Annotated in this window: 13 protein-coding genes; 9 read left to right on the plus strand and 4 right to left on the minus strand. The window is 42.4% G+C overall.

What is annotated here, in order from left to right; all coding sequences use genetic code 11:
- The first annotated feature begins 163 nt into the window (after positions 1 to 163).
- The 4 genes from ACFTRD_RS14715 (at position 164) to ACFTRD_RS14730 (ending at position 4,048) form a co-directional block, all read left to right on the plus strand.
- A complete protein-coding gene (locus tag ACFTRD_RS14715) occupies positions 164 to 1,834 on the plus strand; it encodes a ParB N-terminal domain-containing protein (protein WP_379380982.1) in 1,671 nt (556 codons plus the stop codon).
- Complete coding sequence (locus ACFTRD_RS14720) at positions 1,831 to 2,760, plus strand: ParB N-terminal domain-containing protein (RefSeq protein ID WP_379380984.1); 930 nt, start codon at positions 1,831 to 1,833, stop codon at positions 2,758 to 2,760. The genes ACFTRD_RS14715 and ACFTRD_RS14720 overlap by 4 nt, the downstream gene beginning before the upstream one ends.
- A 156-nt stretch (positions 2,761 to 2,916) precedes the next feature.
- Positions 2,917 to 3,330: a hypothetical protein gene (locus ACFTRD_RS14725; RefSeq protein ID WP_379380986.1), complete on the plus strand. Its 414-nt coding sequence runs from the start codon at positions 2,917 to 2,919 to the stop codon at positions 3,328 to 3,330.
- Positions 3,269 to 4,048 carry a hypothetical protein gene (locus ACFTRD_RS14730; RefSeq protein WP_379380988.1) on the plus strand — a complete coding sequence of 260 codons (780 nt, stop codon included), beginning with the start codon at positions 3,269 to 3,271 and terminating at the stop codon, positions 4,046 to 4,048. Before ACFTRD_RS14725 ends, ACFTRD_RS14730 begins: the two co-directional genes overlap by 62 nt.
- 120 nt (positions 4,049 to 4,168) lie before the next feature.
- Here the strand turns inward: ACFTRD_RS14730 and ACFTRD_RS14735 are convergent, their stop codons facing one another.
- Positions 4,169 to 4,894 carry a MerR family DNA-binding transcriptional regulator gene (locus tag ACFTRD_RS14735; RefSeq protein ID WP_379380990.1) on the minus strand — a complete coding sequence of 242 codons (726 nt, stop codon included), beginning with the start codon at positions 4,892 to 4,894 and terminating at the stop codon, positions 4,169 to 4,171.
- A 462-nt stretch (positions 4,895 to 5,356) separates the two neighbouring features.
- Between ACFTRD_RS14735 and ACFTRD_RS14740 the strand changes: the two genes are divergently transcribed.
- Positions 5,357 to 5,548 carry a collagen-like triple helix repeat-containing protein gene (locus tag ACFTRD_RS14740; protein WP_379380992.1) on the plus strand — a complete coding sequence of 64 codons (192 nt, stop codon included), beginning with the start codon at positions 5,357 to 5,359 and terminating at the stop codon, positions 5,546 to 5,548.
- Positions 5,549 to 5,898: 350 nt separating this feature from the next.
- Entirely contained in the window at positions 5,899 to 6,777 is an 879-nt protein-coding gene (locus tag ACFTRD_RS14745) for an alpha/beta fold hydrolase (RefSeq protein ID WP_379381366.1), read from the plus strand.
- Positions 6,778 to 6,805: 28 nt separating this feature from the next.
- Here the strand turns inward: ACFTRD_RS14745 and ACFTRD_RS14750 are convergent, their stop codons facing one another.
- On the minus strand, positions 6,806 to 7,564 hold the full coding sequence (locus ACFTRD_RS14750) for an undecaprenyl pyrophosphate synthase (RefSeq protein WP_379380994.1): 759 nt from the start codon (positions 7,562 to 7,564) through the stop codon (positions 6,806 to 6,808).
- Positions 7,565 to 7,989: 425 nt separating this feature from the next.
- Here ACFTRD_RS14750 and ACFTRD_RS14755 point away from each other — a divergent pair, with 425 nt between their 5' ends.
- From ACFTRD_RS14755 to ACFTRD_RS14765, 3 genes are all read left to right on the plus strand, one after another.
- Positions 7,990 to 8,532 carry a CueP family metal-binding protein gene (locus ACFTRD_RS14755; RefSeq protein WP_379380996.1) on the plus strand — a complete coding sequence of 181 codons (543 nt, stop codon included), beginning with the start codon at positions 7,990 to 7,992 and terminating at the stop codon, positions 8,530 to 8,532.
- Between the two features lie 284 nt (positions 8,533 to 8,816).
- Positions 8,817 to 9,812 carry an ABC transporter substrate-binding protein gene (locus ACFTRD_RS14760; RefSeq protein WP_379380998.1) on the plus strand — a complete coding sequence of 332 codons (996 nt, stop codon included), beginning with the start codon at positions 8,817 to 8,819 and terminating at the stop codon, positions 9,810 to 9,812.
- A complete protein-coding gene (locus ACFTRD_RS14765; RefSeq protein WP_379381000.1) occupies positions 9,809 to 11,857 on the plus strand; it encodes an iron ABC transporter permease in 2,049 nt (682 codons plus the stop codon). Before ACFTRD_RS14760 ends, ACFTRD_RS14765 begins: the two co-directional genes overlap by 4 nt.
- 665 nt (positions 11,858 to 12,522) lie before the next feature.
- Here ACFTRD_RS14765 and ACFTRD_RS14770 read toward each other — a convergent pair.
- A complete protein-coding gene (locus ACFTRD_RS14770; RefSeq protein WP_379381002.1) occupies positions 12,523 to 14,583 on the minus strand; it encodes a methyl-accepting chemotaxis protein in 2,061 nt (686 codons plus the stop codon).
- 220 nt (positions 14,584 to 14,803) lie between these two features.
- Positions 14,804 to 15,973 (minus strand): aminotransferase class I/II-fold pyridoxal phosphate-dependent enzyme, encoded by a 1,170-nt coding sequence (locus tag ACFTRD_RS14775; protein WP_379381004.1) that lies wholly within the window; start codon positions 15,971 to 15,973, stop codon positions 14,804 to 14,806.
- Between the last annotated feature and the right edge of the window lie 280 nt (positions 15,974 to 16,253).

Consider the following 16,253-nt stretch of genomic DNA (forward strand, 5'->3'; position numbering starts at 1 on the left):
ATCAACCAGAATTAAATTATTTCTATGGGAATCTAAATAAGATATTTTGTCATAAAAACCACTTTGCTGTTGATAAGTTAGAACCTTTGACGAATGAAAGATTTCCCTCAACTATTAAATTATAATTATAGAAATGATGATATCTGGAGAGGGGGACTTGCGTTTGAATCAGCCTCAATCCACAGAGATAACAATAGAAGAAGTCATAGATAAACATGCTAAAAACGTAAAAAGAACAGCAAGAAAATTTTTCTACTCTAGAATGTTATATGACAAGTGGCTGTTGGACGATCTTACACAACAAGGCTATTTAGGAGTTATAGAGGCGTATTCGAAATTCAATTTTAAAAAAGGAAAAGAATTTTTCTGGCGTTATGCTTATAAATTTGTAAAGGGAAGAATGATAGAGTTTACAATACAACACTACAATATTGTACGACCTAGCCAAAAAATAAACAGCATAATCCTTAAAATAATGAGTCGGAATCTATTAGGAATGTCACCAGGTGTTATCTCTCAAGAACTCGGATGTTCTTACAATATGGCCGTTCAAGCTATGCATTTTTATGTAATTAGACGTCAGCTATACTTGTATGAATCAATTAATTCAAACCAAGGAAGCCAGGATGAAAGACAGCTTATAGATGTGATAGCGGTTGAAGAAAATCAGGATCAGATATTTCAAATCGAAAGCGTAGGAAGCTTTTCTACTATAGAACAGAAAGTTGCTGACAAGCTAATAGAAGGCTATAGCAGAGAGAATATAATAGAACACTTTACGATCTCCGCAGCTCAATTAAGAATAAATATTGATGAAATATTAAAAAAATGCGATTTCGACACCCAAAAAATTATCAATAGAAACGAGGCGTTACTTATGCAAATTTCAGCACTCAATATAAATGGTCAACCACAGCAGAATATTGATGATTTTAAGTGGGTGCAGATTGAATATATTTTTGCTAATCCCAATAACCCCAGAAGAGATTTGGCCGTTGATACAAACCAAATACAACAAATAATAGAAACTAAGGGCTGGGAAGAGCCAGTAACATGTTATAAAAAAGGAGAGTACTACATCTTACTGTCTGGACACCGTAGATGGTATGCGGCAAAACAATTAGGCCATGATAAGATGCCTGTATTTGTAGTGGACGCGCCTACTACATCTGCTGAGGAGAAAGATCGTTTAGGCTCATTACAAAGTGTACAAGTGGAATGGACGCCATACGAAATAGCGAAAAACATATACGATCGTTGGATATTCAGCGGGGGTATTGCATATGAAGAATTTTCAAAAAAAATAGGTGTACCCAGAACGAAAATAGCTGCAAAAATCCGCGTTTACAAATATTATTTACGTGTTGAAATTGAAGACAAACTGAAAAATGGTATGTATTCGATCTCTATGCTTGACTATATCATTACCTGGATTAAGCGGTTGTGTGAATTTCATCCTAACTTGGTTAAATCGCTAGATGAGGATTTTATAAGAAAACAAATGTTAAAAAAATACGAAAACAAATGTTTTAATAGCAACATTATGAATGATAGAAATTTCGTGTGTAATGCTAGTGAAAAAGAGATTATATCCTTTCTTTCGGACACTACCAAAACGTTGAAACAATCAGAGATCGAAATGACGATCAATCGTTCGGGAAAAGATGATGATTACAACGGAATATATAAAACAATGGATGATTCGATAGCAACTATTCAAAAAATCGAATGTAAGGATCGGAAAGAAGCACAAATATTAATAGACGAGTTAAATGATTTAATGGAAATGTTAAAGAGTAAGAGCCTTGAATTACAAGGAGGGAGTTTGACTTGACTAACTATTCCAAGTTAATAAGGGCGGATATAAAGGATGTTATACCAAATCCGTTGAACCCACGAATGGATAACACAATTAAAACTGAAGAATTACAACGAGTAATTAAAGACAAAGGATTTGAGGTTCCTATAACCTGCTATGAAAGAGACCATAAGTATGTAATTCTATCAGGTCATCGAAGATGGCATGCAGCAAAAAAATTAATGCAAAGAACAATTCCAGTGTATCTAGTTGAGCCGCCACAAAGTATCCAAGAAGAACAAGAAAGATTAGGATCAGTCCAAGGTGGCAAATCAGATTGGAGTGTATATGAATGGGCTAAACACACTTACGATATGTGGATTTATTGGGAAAAGTGCTCGTTTAGTGAGCTCGCACGCAAAATGAACAAAAGTGTTGCTTTTGTATCGGCAAGAGTAAAGGTATTTAGCTATTATCCACATTCTGAAATCGAACAAAGTTTGGCCAATAATAAAATATCGATCTCCGCACTAGCATATTTAATACAATGGTTGAATAATTTAAATAGATCAAAACCTGAAATAGTAGAAGATAACAAATTGGATACAGTGAGGACAACAATGTTGTCCAAAATTGAGAGGGGATTAGTTGGAATATTGGATCTTAAAACGGACTCATTTATCCACAAAGCTAACATTGAACAATTAAAAAGTTTTTTAGTAGATCCTGATAAAAGGCTGTCTGATGCACTTCTCGAAATAGATGGGGATAGTATGAGATATAGGGGGAAAAGCAAAATTAATACCTATGTCCAAGATATAAATAACGCAAAAGATATTTTTAAAAGAATAAGTTTTACTGGTAATGAGCATGAACGTATAAGATTACAAGAAAGAATAGAACAATATTCAAACACAATCTTACGTCTGAAAACTGATTTGAAATTATATCTCGATAATTAGAAAACTAAAAAATAGCTGTGCTCCCTTTTGGGAGTCACGGTTATTTTTTTATATCTGAGAATTTAGACGGATGAAATATAATTTGATCCAAGAAATGATATAATGTTGTCGAATAATATCAAAATCTGTTAGTTGAAAAAATGATGGGGGAAGCATATGAGGAAAATTAACAAAGTTATCGCTCCTCCTCTTGAGTTTGAGGTTTTGGAGCATGATCGAGTCATTGCTAAAGTGAAGCTGGATTATAGAAATCAAACGGTTGAAGTATGGCAAGACCACAATGTATTGCCTGTTTTTCTTCCCTTTCCAAACAAGTCAAAGGTGACCGTAGGCGATGTACTGGATTACTTTGAATCCAGATGTTTCCCTCGCACCAGACACCATGCCGATAAAATTTTGCAATCATTGGGTCTGAATGATTATGTAGCTTCGGAAATCGTAAAACAAACACATGGCGTGTTATATGATGATTATGTATGGATTCGATTTTCTAATGAGGAGTTGACCTGTGCCGATGTCCATCCCCGTTTTGCAGGTGAACAAGAATATTCGTCAAACTTTTGTGAGTAGTAGCAAGGGTGACCAACTAAAATGGAAAATTGATGATAAGTGGGCGAAAGCTAATAAGTTTGGGTATGAGGGATTGGCAGAATGGGTAGCGTTCGAGTTGATTCATCGTTCCAACATCCCTACACAACTTAAAGTTCCTTACAAACAATGTGTTCTGATAGAGGACAACATCAAGTATGAGGGCTGCTACTCTGAAGATTTTCTTCATCCAGGAGAGAGTATTATTACTTTGCATCGCATTTTGGAGAGCTATGGTGTTAAATTTGATGATTTACAGCAGGGACAGAGCACACGAGATTTAGTGTTATCCGTTGTTGAGTTTCTCAACGATGTATTGAAATTAGATACGCTAGAGTACTTCTCACTGATGTTACCTTTGGATGCTATTTTGTTAAATGAAGACCGACATCTGAATAATATTGCTTTTATACATGGTCCTAAGGGTTATAGACTCTGTCCGCTGTTTGATCATGGTTTAAGCCTTCTGTCTGATACAACGGACTATCCCATGAGTATGCCAACAAGTGTTGCATTGCGTAAAATCAAAGCAAAGCCATTTAGCAGTGATTTTTCAAAACAAGCACGCGCGCTTGAAACAAATCTTCAATTCGATCGATCTTCAGTTATACAATTCATTGAAGAACATGAACGTGAGCTTGGAAGAATATCACAAATTTTAAAATTTCAAATTCGGAAATATGAACACTTATTTGTGTGATTTAACAGCGTGCATCGTTTAGTTCTGGTGTGCGCTGATTGCACGTTTTCTTTCTTGGAAACTAATTTTTCTCTGTTGAATAAGCCAATATGGTAGTGGACCAGAAGTTTAGAAGAAGTATTAACTCGACGTTACCTTTGTAGTTCCTGGATGTAATTCAATATATCTCATAAGTTCCTTTATTCCTGCAAATTGAAGCGTCAGTTGCTTGTTTAGCTTTTGCAAAGCAAGCTGGAAGGCGTTCTGGATGTGGGTGTAATTCTGAGTATCCAGCGAGTTTAAAAGTTCTTTCATATGTTCAATGTAATAGACGGATTTTCGCAAACTGCTTATGACCAATATCTTTCTCAGATCAGCTCTGGTGTACATTCGATAACCATTGTGCTTGTCCCGTTCCGAACGAATTAACCCTTCATTTTCCCAATGCCTGATGGCAGAGGTGTTGACCCCCGCTACTTCAGCGACTTTCCCAATCGTCAATGCATTCGTAATTTTAACATTCCTATATTCTGAAAAATTGGTCTGTTGAATCATGCTCCATATTTCATCAACCCGTTGTTTCTCCAGTTGGCTGTTATACAACTGCTGGTTCACGAGCCAAAGTGCGTCGTTGACTTCACCACGTTTAACTTTCCTCATCACTTCATATACAACGGGAATCTCATAACCCTTCAATAACGAACGAATCACGATGAACGCTTGAAAGTGAATGGATGTATAGTACCTGTGATTGCTTGGGGTCCGTGGAACATGGGGAATCAAGCCTTCCTTTTCATAGCGTCTCAACGTGGTTGTGCTAATAGCCAGTTCAGTTGCAATCTGACCAGGTGTATATGTAAAGTTCATTTGCTTCTACTCCTCATCTTTCAAGTAAAACCTTCAAGTGCTACACTAACATATAACGCGCCAAAGTCCATATTTGATCCGCATTTTATAATGAAAACCGGAATATTGCATCAATGTTATAGACTGAATGTATAAACTGCAAAGGAGTAGTCACTAAAAAGAAAATAATTAAATTGCAAAAAAAACTGAAATGGTGGGGAGGTGGACATTGAACAGCAGAAGGATGTGATGTGAATTAATCGATTTAATAGACAACTTTTCTCATAATAGGCACTATAATTTTCCGAATTATGGTTAACTGTCTATGCCCCCGTGATTGTTACACATAGTATGAGGAGAAATATCACGGAGGTGAGCTAATTGATAAATCGTCATGGGAAACGTATTTGTAGACGTAAATTAAAAAAACAATTGCATTGTGGTGTTAAGGGTAAGATTTTTTTTAGGGTTAAACCTAAAATTGTGATTAATGCACCGCAAGGCTCTCCAGGGATTCCTGGCCAACTTGGACCGATAGGTACCAAAGGAGCGACTGGAGCTCAAGGGATACCGGGACCAGCCGGACTGCAAGGGGTCCCTGGTATACCGGGACCAGCCGGTCCGGCTGGCGCGATCGGAGCAGTTGGCCCAGCTGGTCCTGTTTCCAATTCTTAATATAGTTTATGTGAGCATAAAAATAAAAGTTTATGTCTTTTATCCAGTCGATAAGTCTATTTATTCTAAAAGATAGTTTGAATGATCGAAGGGGCTGAAGAGTGGCGGTACGATGAAGTTAACAGACATCGCCGCCGCTCTCTCCGTTTCCGAAGCCAAGCCCTCAAGTCTTGTAAGAGAATCACGGTGTTGGTAGCTACCGAAGGTATGAAGGTCACTGAGATATGCCGTTCGACACCTTCAAGCTGGACAAGATACTTAAGCAAGAGGAAGCTCTGGTTAAAACATGGATAGTCCCAAAAAACGCATATAATGTTTTACTCTGCAAAGGAGTGGTTCAATTGAAGAAAATGATTAAGATGAAAAATGGTTCAGAGCTGGAAGTGGGTCTAACCGGAAATTCCGATCGCAAATTCATTATGCTACCCATCGCTAAAAAGTCCGTAACCGGACAAGTAGCCGAAACCTTAAAGTTATGGGGTGTTGATCCTGAATTGGGTGCAAAGTTTATTGCTGGACTTTCGGATGAATATCAGATTCTGCATTTTGATTATGAAGGACACTATATGGCACATCCTTATCCGGATCATTTCACACCCGAACATATAACCCAGGATTTATTACGAATTGCAGATCAAATGAATGTGAATCAATTCAGTTATTACGGATACTCTTGGCTGGCCCTTGTCGGGTTGCAACTCGCACTTCGGACCGACCGGATCGAAAGTCTTATTATGGGAGGATTCCCGCCATATAAAGGACCTTATGAGGAAATGCGAGTAGTTACGGCAAGGACATATGAAGAAGCATTGAAGCAACATGGGAAATTGGAACATGAACAAGAAGGACAAGCATCGATGAACTCGGAGCAGATGTACCCGGATGAGGTCGACTGGGACAACATTCAGATCAAAATTGATCCGGCTCAAACGAAACAATTCGTCACCATGTACCAAAGTTTATTGGATTTTGATGACCAACTCATTCAAGATCAGCTGAGTATCCCGAGATTAACTTTTGCAGGTGAGAAAGATACAATTGTATATGGTGAAAAGTTTGGGAATGTGACAGTGGATATTGCTGGATTGTTGCAAAAGAATAAAAAAATTCTTGAAAACTTCGGCTGGACCGTCGAAATCATCAAGGGAGAGGATATGGATCACACCAAAGCAATGCAGCCCAGTACCGTTCTCCCTGTTATCCAGCCCTGGTTAAAAAAGCACATCTAGGCTGAGGATCGACAGGAACAAAGATGAATTATTTTGTTACATCGTCTAATGCTCTTTGCTTGCGCTGCTGATAATCCAGGATGGATTCATATAACAATAGTTCGTTGAAGTCCGGCCACATCACATCCGTAAACCATAGTTCGGAATAGGCGGCTTGCCATAATAGAAAATTGCTTAGCCGTTTCTCTCCACTTGTCCGGATCAGCAGATCGGGGGCAGGATTCTGTCCTGTATACAAAAACTTTTCGAATTCCGCCTCGGAGATTTCCGAGGTTTCCTTGTTCTCTTCAATGTACATTTTGATGGCTTGCACAATATCGTTTTTTCCTCCATAATTCATCGCAAAGTACACGGCCATTCCGCTATTAGTTTGGGTAAGATCCACTACTTTGCGCATTGCTTCCTGTGTTTCTTCTGGGAATTTCGAGATATCACCAATAAAATTAACTTTAATATTATTCTGATTCAATTCCTGGACCGTTGTATCCTGTACAAATTCGACCACCAGACTAATGATGTAGTCGACCTCTTCCTTGGGTCTTTTCCAGTTTTCAGTAGAGAACGCATATAGGGTTAGAGAGGCGATCCCGTTTTTGTGGCACATGCTTATCACTTCCCGCATCGTCTGCATTCCTGCATAGTGTCCGGCACTTCTGGGCAACCCTCTTCTCGTCGCCCATCTCCCATTTCCATCCATCATGATCGCGATATGTTTCGGGACCAACCCGGTCCAGTCGACGGAATGTATAGCATTAGGTTTTTGTTTATGTATACGGTGCCATTTCAATGGAAATTCCTCCTGCTCCTCAAGTTAGAATGGGTTAGACACGTATAATTGATTCAACTTGTTCAAAGTGATTTCCAGAATTTATATTATTATATAGGATTGGATAGGAACATGCCATGATAGGCTTACCATGTCACCATCGTGCGAGCGGTAGCCCATATGCACAACATTTGTCAGGAAGAGACTATACCCTTATGCGTACAAGCTTATGGAGCACTGTACTTATATGTCAAATTCGATGAAGGACAATGGAGTGACCCGATCGCCGGTTTTTGGCAGTTTTTATAGAGCCTCAATGACCATCTAACATGATGCGAATGGAGCATACAGATATGTGAATATCTGGTGAACTCCATGTCGATTAAGTCCATGATGGTACGTTCTCCCTTATAATAAACCTAAACGGACGAGGAGATGAACGTCAGATGAAAAAACAAATGTGGATCTTTGCCAGTTTAGTAGTTGTCATTGTGCTGGGAGCCTATCTGATTACTGGTAATGTGGGGAGGGAGGAGGCAGGTAACGCCGAAGCACCCAATATTAGAAAATTGGTAGAAGATATCAGCACAGGCAAAGAGACACCGGAATCTGCCTCGATCAACGCGACTCAATTAACGGTTACCGATAAGGATAACGAAACGACAACCTACGATTTGCCTGAAAATGAGTTTTTTCTTTCCATTGCGCCTTACTTGGAGCAAACTCACCCTTGTGCAATTCATAGCCTGACCGGATGCCAGGGCGAAATGAAAAATAAGAAATTCATGGTGACGATCCATGACTCCGAAGGCAATACGCTGATGAAAGATGCTGAGATAAAAGCCGGTTCCAATGGTTTTATGGATTTCTGGTTAGCCAGGGATAAGTCATACCTCATTCGTGTGGTGCACGATGGTAAGGTCGCAGAGACACAGCTGTCTACATATGAAGAAGATAATACATGCATTACAACGATGCAGTTGAGTTAGTTATGGGAAAGAGAAGATACGGAATATCTTCGAATGATCCCTGTTTTCCACAATGGGACCCAGTCCATCTTTCCCATCGGAGAGCAGGATGTTTCTTGTACGCTGGAGAGCCCGCCTAGATCGCGGGTTCTTTCATTTTTTACTCCTCATATTGTGACGGGAGCGATTATAAATGATAATAATAACTCTTTTGAATTGACAAAATCGCAATTCTACAGGATAATCCATAAGTGATAATGATAATTGTTATCATATAAATACATATAAACAGGGGAGAAAGAGATATGAAAAAAAGCTTGAACGGACTTCTAATCATGCTGGCGTTTGTGTTGGTTCTGGCAGGTTGCGGTAAAACCAATAGTACTACTGAACCAAGTCAGGATGCCGATTCCGGTAGTGCTCCGGCTGAAGAGACAGCAGGTCCTGTTACTGTTAAGCATAGTGGTGGAGAGCTCAAACTGGACAAACCAGCTAAGAGAGTTGTTACACTGGAATGGACATATACGGAAGATGTAGTTGCACTGGGTGTTCAGCCAGTAGGTAGTGCAGACAACGCCAACTATAAAGTCTATGTGACTCCCGAAGCAGCTCTGGATGACACGGTGACGGATGTTGGAACACGTGACGAGCCAAATCTGGAGGCGATTGCAGCCTTGAAGCCGGATCTGATTATCGCCAATTCAAATTCGAATATCTATGATCAGCTCAATGCCATTGCACCAACGCTTGAATATGACCTGTATACGGGTGATGGCTATACTTATGACAAAATGACGGAAACGTTCAACAATATCGCGGTTGCTCTTGGAAAAGAAGACCAAGCGAAGAAGGTACTCGATGAACTCGATCAGCATTATGTAGAAGCCAAAGAAAAGCTGGCTGCTGCAGGTAAAGATAATTTCCACTTTGCTCTGACACAGGCATTCACGTATCAAAATGCAGCAAGTCTTCGCATGTTTACCGATAATTCGGTCGTCATTGGCACATTGGACAAGATCGGTATGGTTAACGATTGGCAGCCGGACAAGCTTGAAGGGTATGGCTTCTCTACTGTAGGTATTGAATCCCTGTCGACTGTACAGGACAGTAATTTCATTTATATTACACAGCCAGACGATGATGTTTTTGGCACAGCGATGAAAGATAACTCGGTTTGGAATGGGCTGAACTTTGTGAAGGATAAACGTATTTATCAACTCGATAGTACAACTTGGACATTTGGTGGACCGATCTCCTCCAAAGTCTTAGTTGACGGGGTTGTTGAGGCGATCACCAAATGAGTTCGGTTCAGGGAGCAAAGCCAGCTATGAACTGGCGCACAATAAGCATATATGGGGGCGGTCTATCCGCTCTCATCGTGCTTTTTTTTGTAAGCCTTTGTTATGGAGAGGCAGCCATTTCATTGCACACCGTTTGGGACGCACTTACGGGCAGACAGAATACATTGGAACACAATATGATTTGGGATTTGCGCATGCCACGTACGGTAATTGGTATTATCTCGGGAGGGGCGCTAGCTGTTGCGGGAGCGCTGTTGCAGACGATCACTCGAAATCCGCTCGCTGCGTCAGACACACTGGGTATTAATGCAGGAGCATATTTTATCGTGGTGCTGGGAGCCATTCTCTTTCCGGGCCTATTGAGTCAGTCGCCTTTTCTATTCGCAGCTCTTGGGGGGTTGCTTGCGGCATTCGCAGCTTATTTCATGGGCGGAGGACGAAGATCCAGCCCCGTTCGACTGGCGTTATCCGGTATGATCGTGTCGATGGTGCTTGGTTCATTTACAAGCGCACTGCATATTTTTTTCTCCATGGAAACGCAGGGACTTTTTCTTTGGGGTTCGGGAACACTCGTTCAGAATGATTGGAGTGGCGTAACTTATGCTTGGCCTTGGGTAATTGGTATTACCATTCTCGCGCTAATCTTGTCCAGACAGTGGGATATGCTGGAGCTGGATGAATCCACGGCCTCCTCTTTGGGTCTAAAGGTTGGACTCGCTCGTGCCGGTGGTTTGATTATCGCGGTATTGCTGGCAGCGGTGATCGTCAGTGTAATCGGGCCAATTGGCTTCGTGGGACTCGTGGCACCGCATCTGGTTCGATTGAGTGGTGTACGTTCCAATCGATTACTGTTACCCGGTGTTTTTATATGGGGAGCGGCGCTCCTGATTGGTGCAGACGTACTCGCCAAGATGGTGCATAACTCCAGCATGGAGCTGCCGACAGGGGCTGTAATGGCGATCATTGGTGCGCCATGGCTGATCTGGCTTGTACTTACACGCATGAAGACAGCAAACGGGTCGGGCATGTCCGCTTCAATGAGTACAGGAGCGCCTTCACGTCATTTTGCATTCGGCCCGATGGCCATATTATTTTCGGTTATAACCGTGCTTCTGATTTTGCTCAGTACGATGTTTGGCGGCATGCGAATTCCATTGGCCGATCTGTTGCCGAGTTTGTTCCAATCGGATGGACTGTTCTCCGCGTTGATTCAGCTTCGCATTCCGCGTACGCTTGTAGCCGCAGGTGCGGGTGCTGCACTGGCCATCAGCGGTGTACTCATTCAGATGGCAGTACGTAATCCGCTGGCGGATGCTTCCATTGTAGGTGTATCCTCTGGCGCAGGGCTTGGGGCGATGATGGTCATTATTTTGTTGCCAGGTCTTCCTGTTTATTTGTTGCCCATAGCGGCAATCATCGGTGCAGCCATCGCCGCAGTGGTTGTATTCTCTCTCTCTTGGAAGAAAGGGCTTAACCCGTCTGCGGTTGTGTTGCTGGGGATCGCGATGTCTGCCATTGCTGGAGCAGGTATTCAGATTCTGATTGTACGTGGTGCGGTATATGGCAGCAGCGGATATATCTGGCTGACCGGAAGTACCTATGCCCGTACCTGGGATCAGGTGAGGACAATCGGTATATTTTTAGTTATCCTGGTTCCGGTGGCTTGGTGGCTTGCTCGCAGATTCGAATTGTTGGTATTCGACGATAATAGTGCATCAGGACTTGGACTGAGTGTACGTCGTACACGATTACTGGCCATGACGACGGGTGTGCTGCTGGCAGCAGGAGCTGTTGCTTGTGTAGGGACCGTTGGTTTTATTGGTCTGATTGCACCACATATGGTTCGGCTACTGACGGGACATAAATTAAGACGATCCATGTTTTTATCCGCATTGGCGGGGGCAGTCATGCTGGTATTGGCCGATACGATCGGCAGAACGGTCATGGCGCCAACAGAGATCCCATCAGGCATACTCATTGCGATCATTGGAACGCCGTACTTCCTGTATCTGATGTATCGTTCCAACTGGCGCAGGTCAGTATAACGATGTTAATTTAGGTGGGGCTCGAAAGGGATTGATTCCATTCTCGCCTCAAAGCGCTAACGAATCTATCGCACCCTAATGCGGATTTTCAAGGCAAGCAATTTCTAACGAACTTCAGTGACGTTATTTTGGTGCAAAACGGCGTCAGGGCCTAAAAATCAAGCAAATTGACGAAATAACGTCTCTGTGATTCGTTACATCTCAGAACTGTGCAAATGGTAGCAATTAACGTGTGCCAGATTCATTAGAGCAAGATACCGCTAACAATAGGCGTCCCCCGTCATGTCATGCTCATGACTTATGGGAGAGCCCTTTTTGTTTATGTTTATGCCTGTTTGCATGTTTAACTATGCGAGGCAACACCATCGAATACATAGTCAGAACATACTAAAGACCCCAGTCTACAGTGTGTGAAGCTCACGTTCATAAACGTAAGCTCACGTGCACTGTACCTGGGGGGATTTAGTTGATGAGTAACGCTTGATGGAGCGACTCCTTATCCTTTACCAATGACAATCTGGCGTACGCTTCACCGGAAGGATCGAGAAATGATGAGGTGTCACCATGATTGATTATTCGTTCTCCAGTCATGGCTTGAGTTATCCTCCAGTCCTGTTCGACACTCAGCTCAAATGAAAAGAGGAGGGCAGGTTTGACCAACGGTTTTATTCGACCTTGAATTCGGTTAATTCATCCTGTAACTTCGTAGACAACTGATTCAATTGTTTCGAGAGTTCCGCTACCTGTTCGATGCTATCCAGTTGTTCCTGTGTACTCGCGCTTACCTCTTCGGTTGAAGCGGAGTTCTGCTCCGTTGTGGAAGAAATGATCTCGAGTGCCTGCAAAATCTCATCTTTATGCTTATGAATATTGGCGGTGTTGCTGCTGATCTGAATCATGCGCAATTTCAAATGTTCCAAATCCTTGTTAATGTTAAAGAAGACCTGTTTGGTGTTCTCTACGGACTTGGCATTTTCTTCAGCAATGTTCAAACTGCGGGCGGTATGCTCTACGGATATGTTTGTTTTCTCTTCAATCACATGTACCTTTTTGTTAATTTCTTCAGTTGCCTCTGCAGTCTGCTCAGCAAGCTTGCGTACCTCTTCGGCAACGACAGCAAAACCTCTGCCATGTTCACCAGCACGCGCAGCTTCAATGGAAGCATTTAGCGCCAGCAGATTGGTCTGTGAAGCAATTTGTTTCACGGTGTCTACAAAGCTGGATATTTCATTACGACTCAGATCAATATCCTGAATAATGGATGACATGGTCTGTGTGGAGTAATGATTTTCTGCGGCCCATTTGGATAACTGTTCCACTACATGGAGCCCCATTTCGCTTTGTTTGGCAGAAGTCTGCACCATCGTCTCGATGGCTTGGGCATCGCTTGCGATTTCATCAATTTGTCCAGACAAGTTTCCGGTTTTGCGTAAAATGTTCTCGGTTTCAATGGACTGATAGTTGGTTGCATTCGCGATTTCATTGACGGCGGTTGCTGTATCATTCATCGTTATAGCCGTTCTCGAAGAAATGGATTGCAGATCGTCAGAAGACTGATTCAAGACCTGAGCGGAACTGCCAACCATCTGCAGCATTCGCTGGATATTTTGCACCATATGGTAAATCCCCTGAGAAATTTGCCCGATTTCATTATTGGATTTGGTATCAAACGGAACCGTTAAATCCCCGTTCTCAATCAACTTGATTTTCTCCAGCAGCTTCGGTATGGATCTCAGCAGGTAACGAAGGGTGATATACGCCATGGCAACGAGCACAATCGCCGCAATAATAAATCCGCCAAGTGTAATGGTAGTAAAGGTTTGTAATTCATCCATGACTTCTTTCTCGGAAATGGTGAGGCCTACCGACCATCCGGTATCCTTGCTGGTGGCATACCCGATATATCGGCGTTCTCCATTGTCATTAATCAGCTGTACTCCTGATTGCCCGGCAATCATTTTTTTACCAATGTCACCGAGGTCCCCTGTACTCTCATTTATTTTTTCTTTAAGCACTTTACTCTGATCTGGATGGTACAAAAGCTCTCCGGTTTTGGAGGCTAGGATGGAATACCCTGTACTTCCGAGCGTGTAGCTTTTCATAATGGCAGGAATGTCTTTAAAGGCGATATCAGCCACGACAAACCCGATTAATTCCCCGCTGTCATTCTTAACCGGGTAGAAGATACCCATGAGTACATTTCCCGAAGCAATATCTGCATACGGATCGGAGTAATACAAGCCGTTTGCTGCAACTGCCGGTTTGTAATACGGACGATCCTGGATAACAAACGCGGAATCGGATGATACACCGTCATTCTGGAACCAGAATCCTTTGCCGGATACACCTGCTACCCACGCATCTGCAAAGGAAGGCTCGGCCGCAACAATGGCTGCCAATGTGGCTTGCGTCTCTGCGGCATATTCTGATGTTTTTACCGTTCCGGGCTCCGTCGTTTCAATGTATTGTTTAAATAGATTATTTGTAGACATCTGTTTAACAAGTGAACCTTTTTCCTTAAATAGTGCATCGAATTCACTGACGATGGCTTGTGTCTTGGTTTGAAGCATAGATTCCTGCTGCTTAATCAGGATGCTTCGGGTACTGGAGAACATAAACGTTCCCAGAATAGAAAAGACGACAACGATAATGACTAATAACACCATGGACAAAGTGTTAGCGATGCTTGATAATCTGAAGCCCCTCTTTTTTGCAAGCTGTGACATGTTGCCATCTCCCCCCGAAATCTGTAATGAATGAGCTGATTAGCTCTTATGTAATATGTCGGAATTTGGGCTGCTTTTCGATAGATGGAGAGGGGAGGATATAATGAACAATTCAAAATATGGTGCATAAAGGCACAAAAAAAGAAAAGAGAGCCTAATGGCTCGCTTTATAACGGTAAAATAAATTGCAATTATACGGTTGTTTTGTTTGCATAAATCACTAGTTTAGGATACCGGAGTCTTCCACAAATTTTATAGCCTGGTGGAGCATCTTAACATCCTGAACCAATGCTAAACGAACATATCCTTCGCCTGAAGGTCCAAAGGCACTTCCGGGGGTTACGATGACCCCTGCTCGGGTGACCAAGTCCATGGCAAATTGTTCTGACGTATCATAGTGAGCAGGAATTCGCGTCCAGATGAACATCGTAGCTTCAGGTTTCGCGATCTTCCATCCCAACCGGCTTAAGCCCTCACACAGGATGTCTCTGCGCTCCTCGTAGATGGCTCTCACCCGGCCAACTTCCGTCTGGTCTCCGGTAATTGCTGCAATGGCAGCCTTTTGGAGCGGCAGGAACATGCCATAGTCCATATTGGACTTTAATTTTTTCAGCATGGATACGATATCCGGGTTACCCACACAGAAGCCGATCCGCGCTCCTGCCAACCCATAGGTTTTGGACAAGGAGTTGAATTCCACGCCCACATCCATCGCCCCGGGAAACGAAAGAAAGCTTCCACACGCTCGTCCATCAAACACAAGCTCACTATAGGCATTGTCATGGAGAACGATAATATCATATTTCTTGGCAAATGCAATCAAATCGAGGTAGAACTGCTCCGGTGCCATCGCGGTAGTGGGATTGTTGGGATAGGAAACCAGCATGAATTTGGCCCGGTGTGCGATATCCTCCGGGATGTCCTGAAGTTGAATGACATATCCGTGCTCTTCCTTTTGCGACATGTAGTACAATTCAGCTCCCGCCAGTAAGGGTCCATCCGCGAAAATTGGATAACAGGGATCGGGAACAAGCACGAGATCCCCTTCATCAACAATGGACAGGGATATATGAGCCAATCCCTCCTGGGAACCAAGCAATGAGCAGATTTCGGTCATGGGGTTCAGCTGCACCTGGTATCTGGTTTGATACCATTCGCTAACAGCCCGCAGCAGCTCGTTCTGATCATTGATGGCGTATATATAGTTCTGCGTGTCTGCTGCTGCTTCAACCAAAGCGTCAATAATATGTTGTGCCGGAGGAATATTGGGTGTGCCCACACTAAGATCGATGACAGGTTCACCATTCTCCAGTCGTTGCCGTTTCATCTCGAGTAAACGGGTGAAAATTCCCTCTTTAAAATAATTCATGCGTTTAGCAGATTTCATCATCACAGCCTCCGTAACTGATTCTCCAGTAGTCTCTTTCTATCATAAATGGAGGAAGGACAAATGAGAAGTGAACGAGAGGATCTTCATCGACATCACATCAAAATTTGAGGATAAAGCAAGAGAATTGGTTGTATTTTGAATAAAGTATGATATGATGTCTTTAAATGATTATATAAAATGACATATATAGAAAATAATTACATAAATCACTCTGCACTTCGAGGTGAACGTTTCTTGGTCTATCATATTGAAAGCGTTTCCAATAAACAACCGGAGTAAT

This window comes from Paenibacillus sp. NPDC056933 (genome assembly GCF_042674385.1).
Taxonomy (GTDB): Bacteria; Bacillota; Bacilli; order Paenibacillales; family Paenibacillaceae; genus Paenibacillus.

Bases quoted from the DNA above. Each gene is read 5' to 3' on its own strand.
- ACFTRD_RS14725 (WP_379380986.1), top strand. From the start codon at position 2,917: ATGAGGAAAATTAACAAAGTTATCGCTCCTCCTCTTGAGTTTGAGGTT.
- ACFTRD_RS14735 (WP_379380990.1), bottom strand. From the start codon at position 4,894: ATGAACTTTACATATACACCTGGTCAGATTGCAACTGAACTGGCTATT.
- ACFTRD_RS14745 (WP_379381366.1), top strand. From the start codon at position 5,899: ATGATTAAGATGAAAAATGGTTCAGAGCTGGAAGTGGGTCTAACCGGA.
- ACFTRD_RS14755 (WP_379380996.1), top strand. From the start codon at position 7,990: ATGAAAAAACAAATGTGGATCTTTGCCAGTTTAGTAGTTGTCATTGTG.
- ACFTRD_RS14760 (WP_379380998.1), top strand. From the start codon at position 8,817: ATGAAAAAAAGCTTGAACGGACTTCTAATCATGCTGGCGTTTGTGTTG.
- ACFTRD_RS14765 (WP_379381000.1), top strand. From the start codon at position 9,809: ATGAGTTCGGTTCAGGGAGCAAAGCCAGCTATGAACTGGCGCACAATA.
- ACFTRD_RS14770 (WP_379381002.1), bottom strand. From the start codon at position 14,583: ATGTCACAGCTTGCAAAAAAGAGGGGCTTCAGATTATCAAGCATCGCT.
- ACFTRD_RS14775 (WP_379381004.1), bottom strand. From the start codon at position 15,973: ATGATGAAATCTGCTAAACGCATGAATTATTTTAAAGAGGGAATTTTC.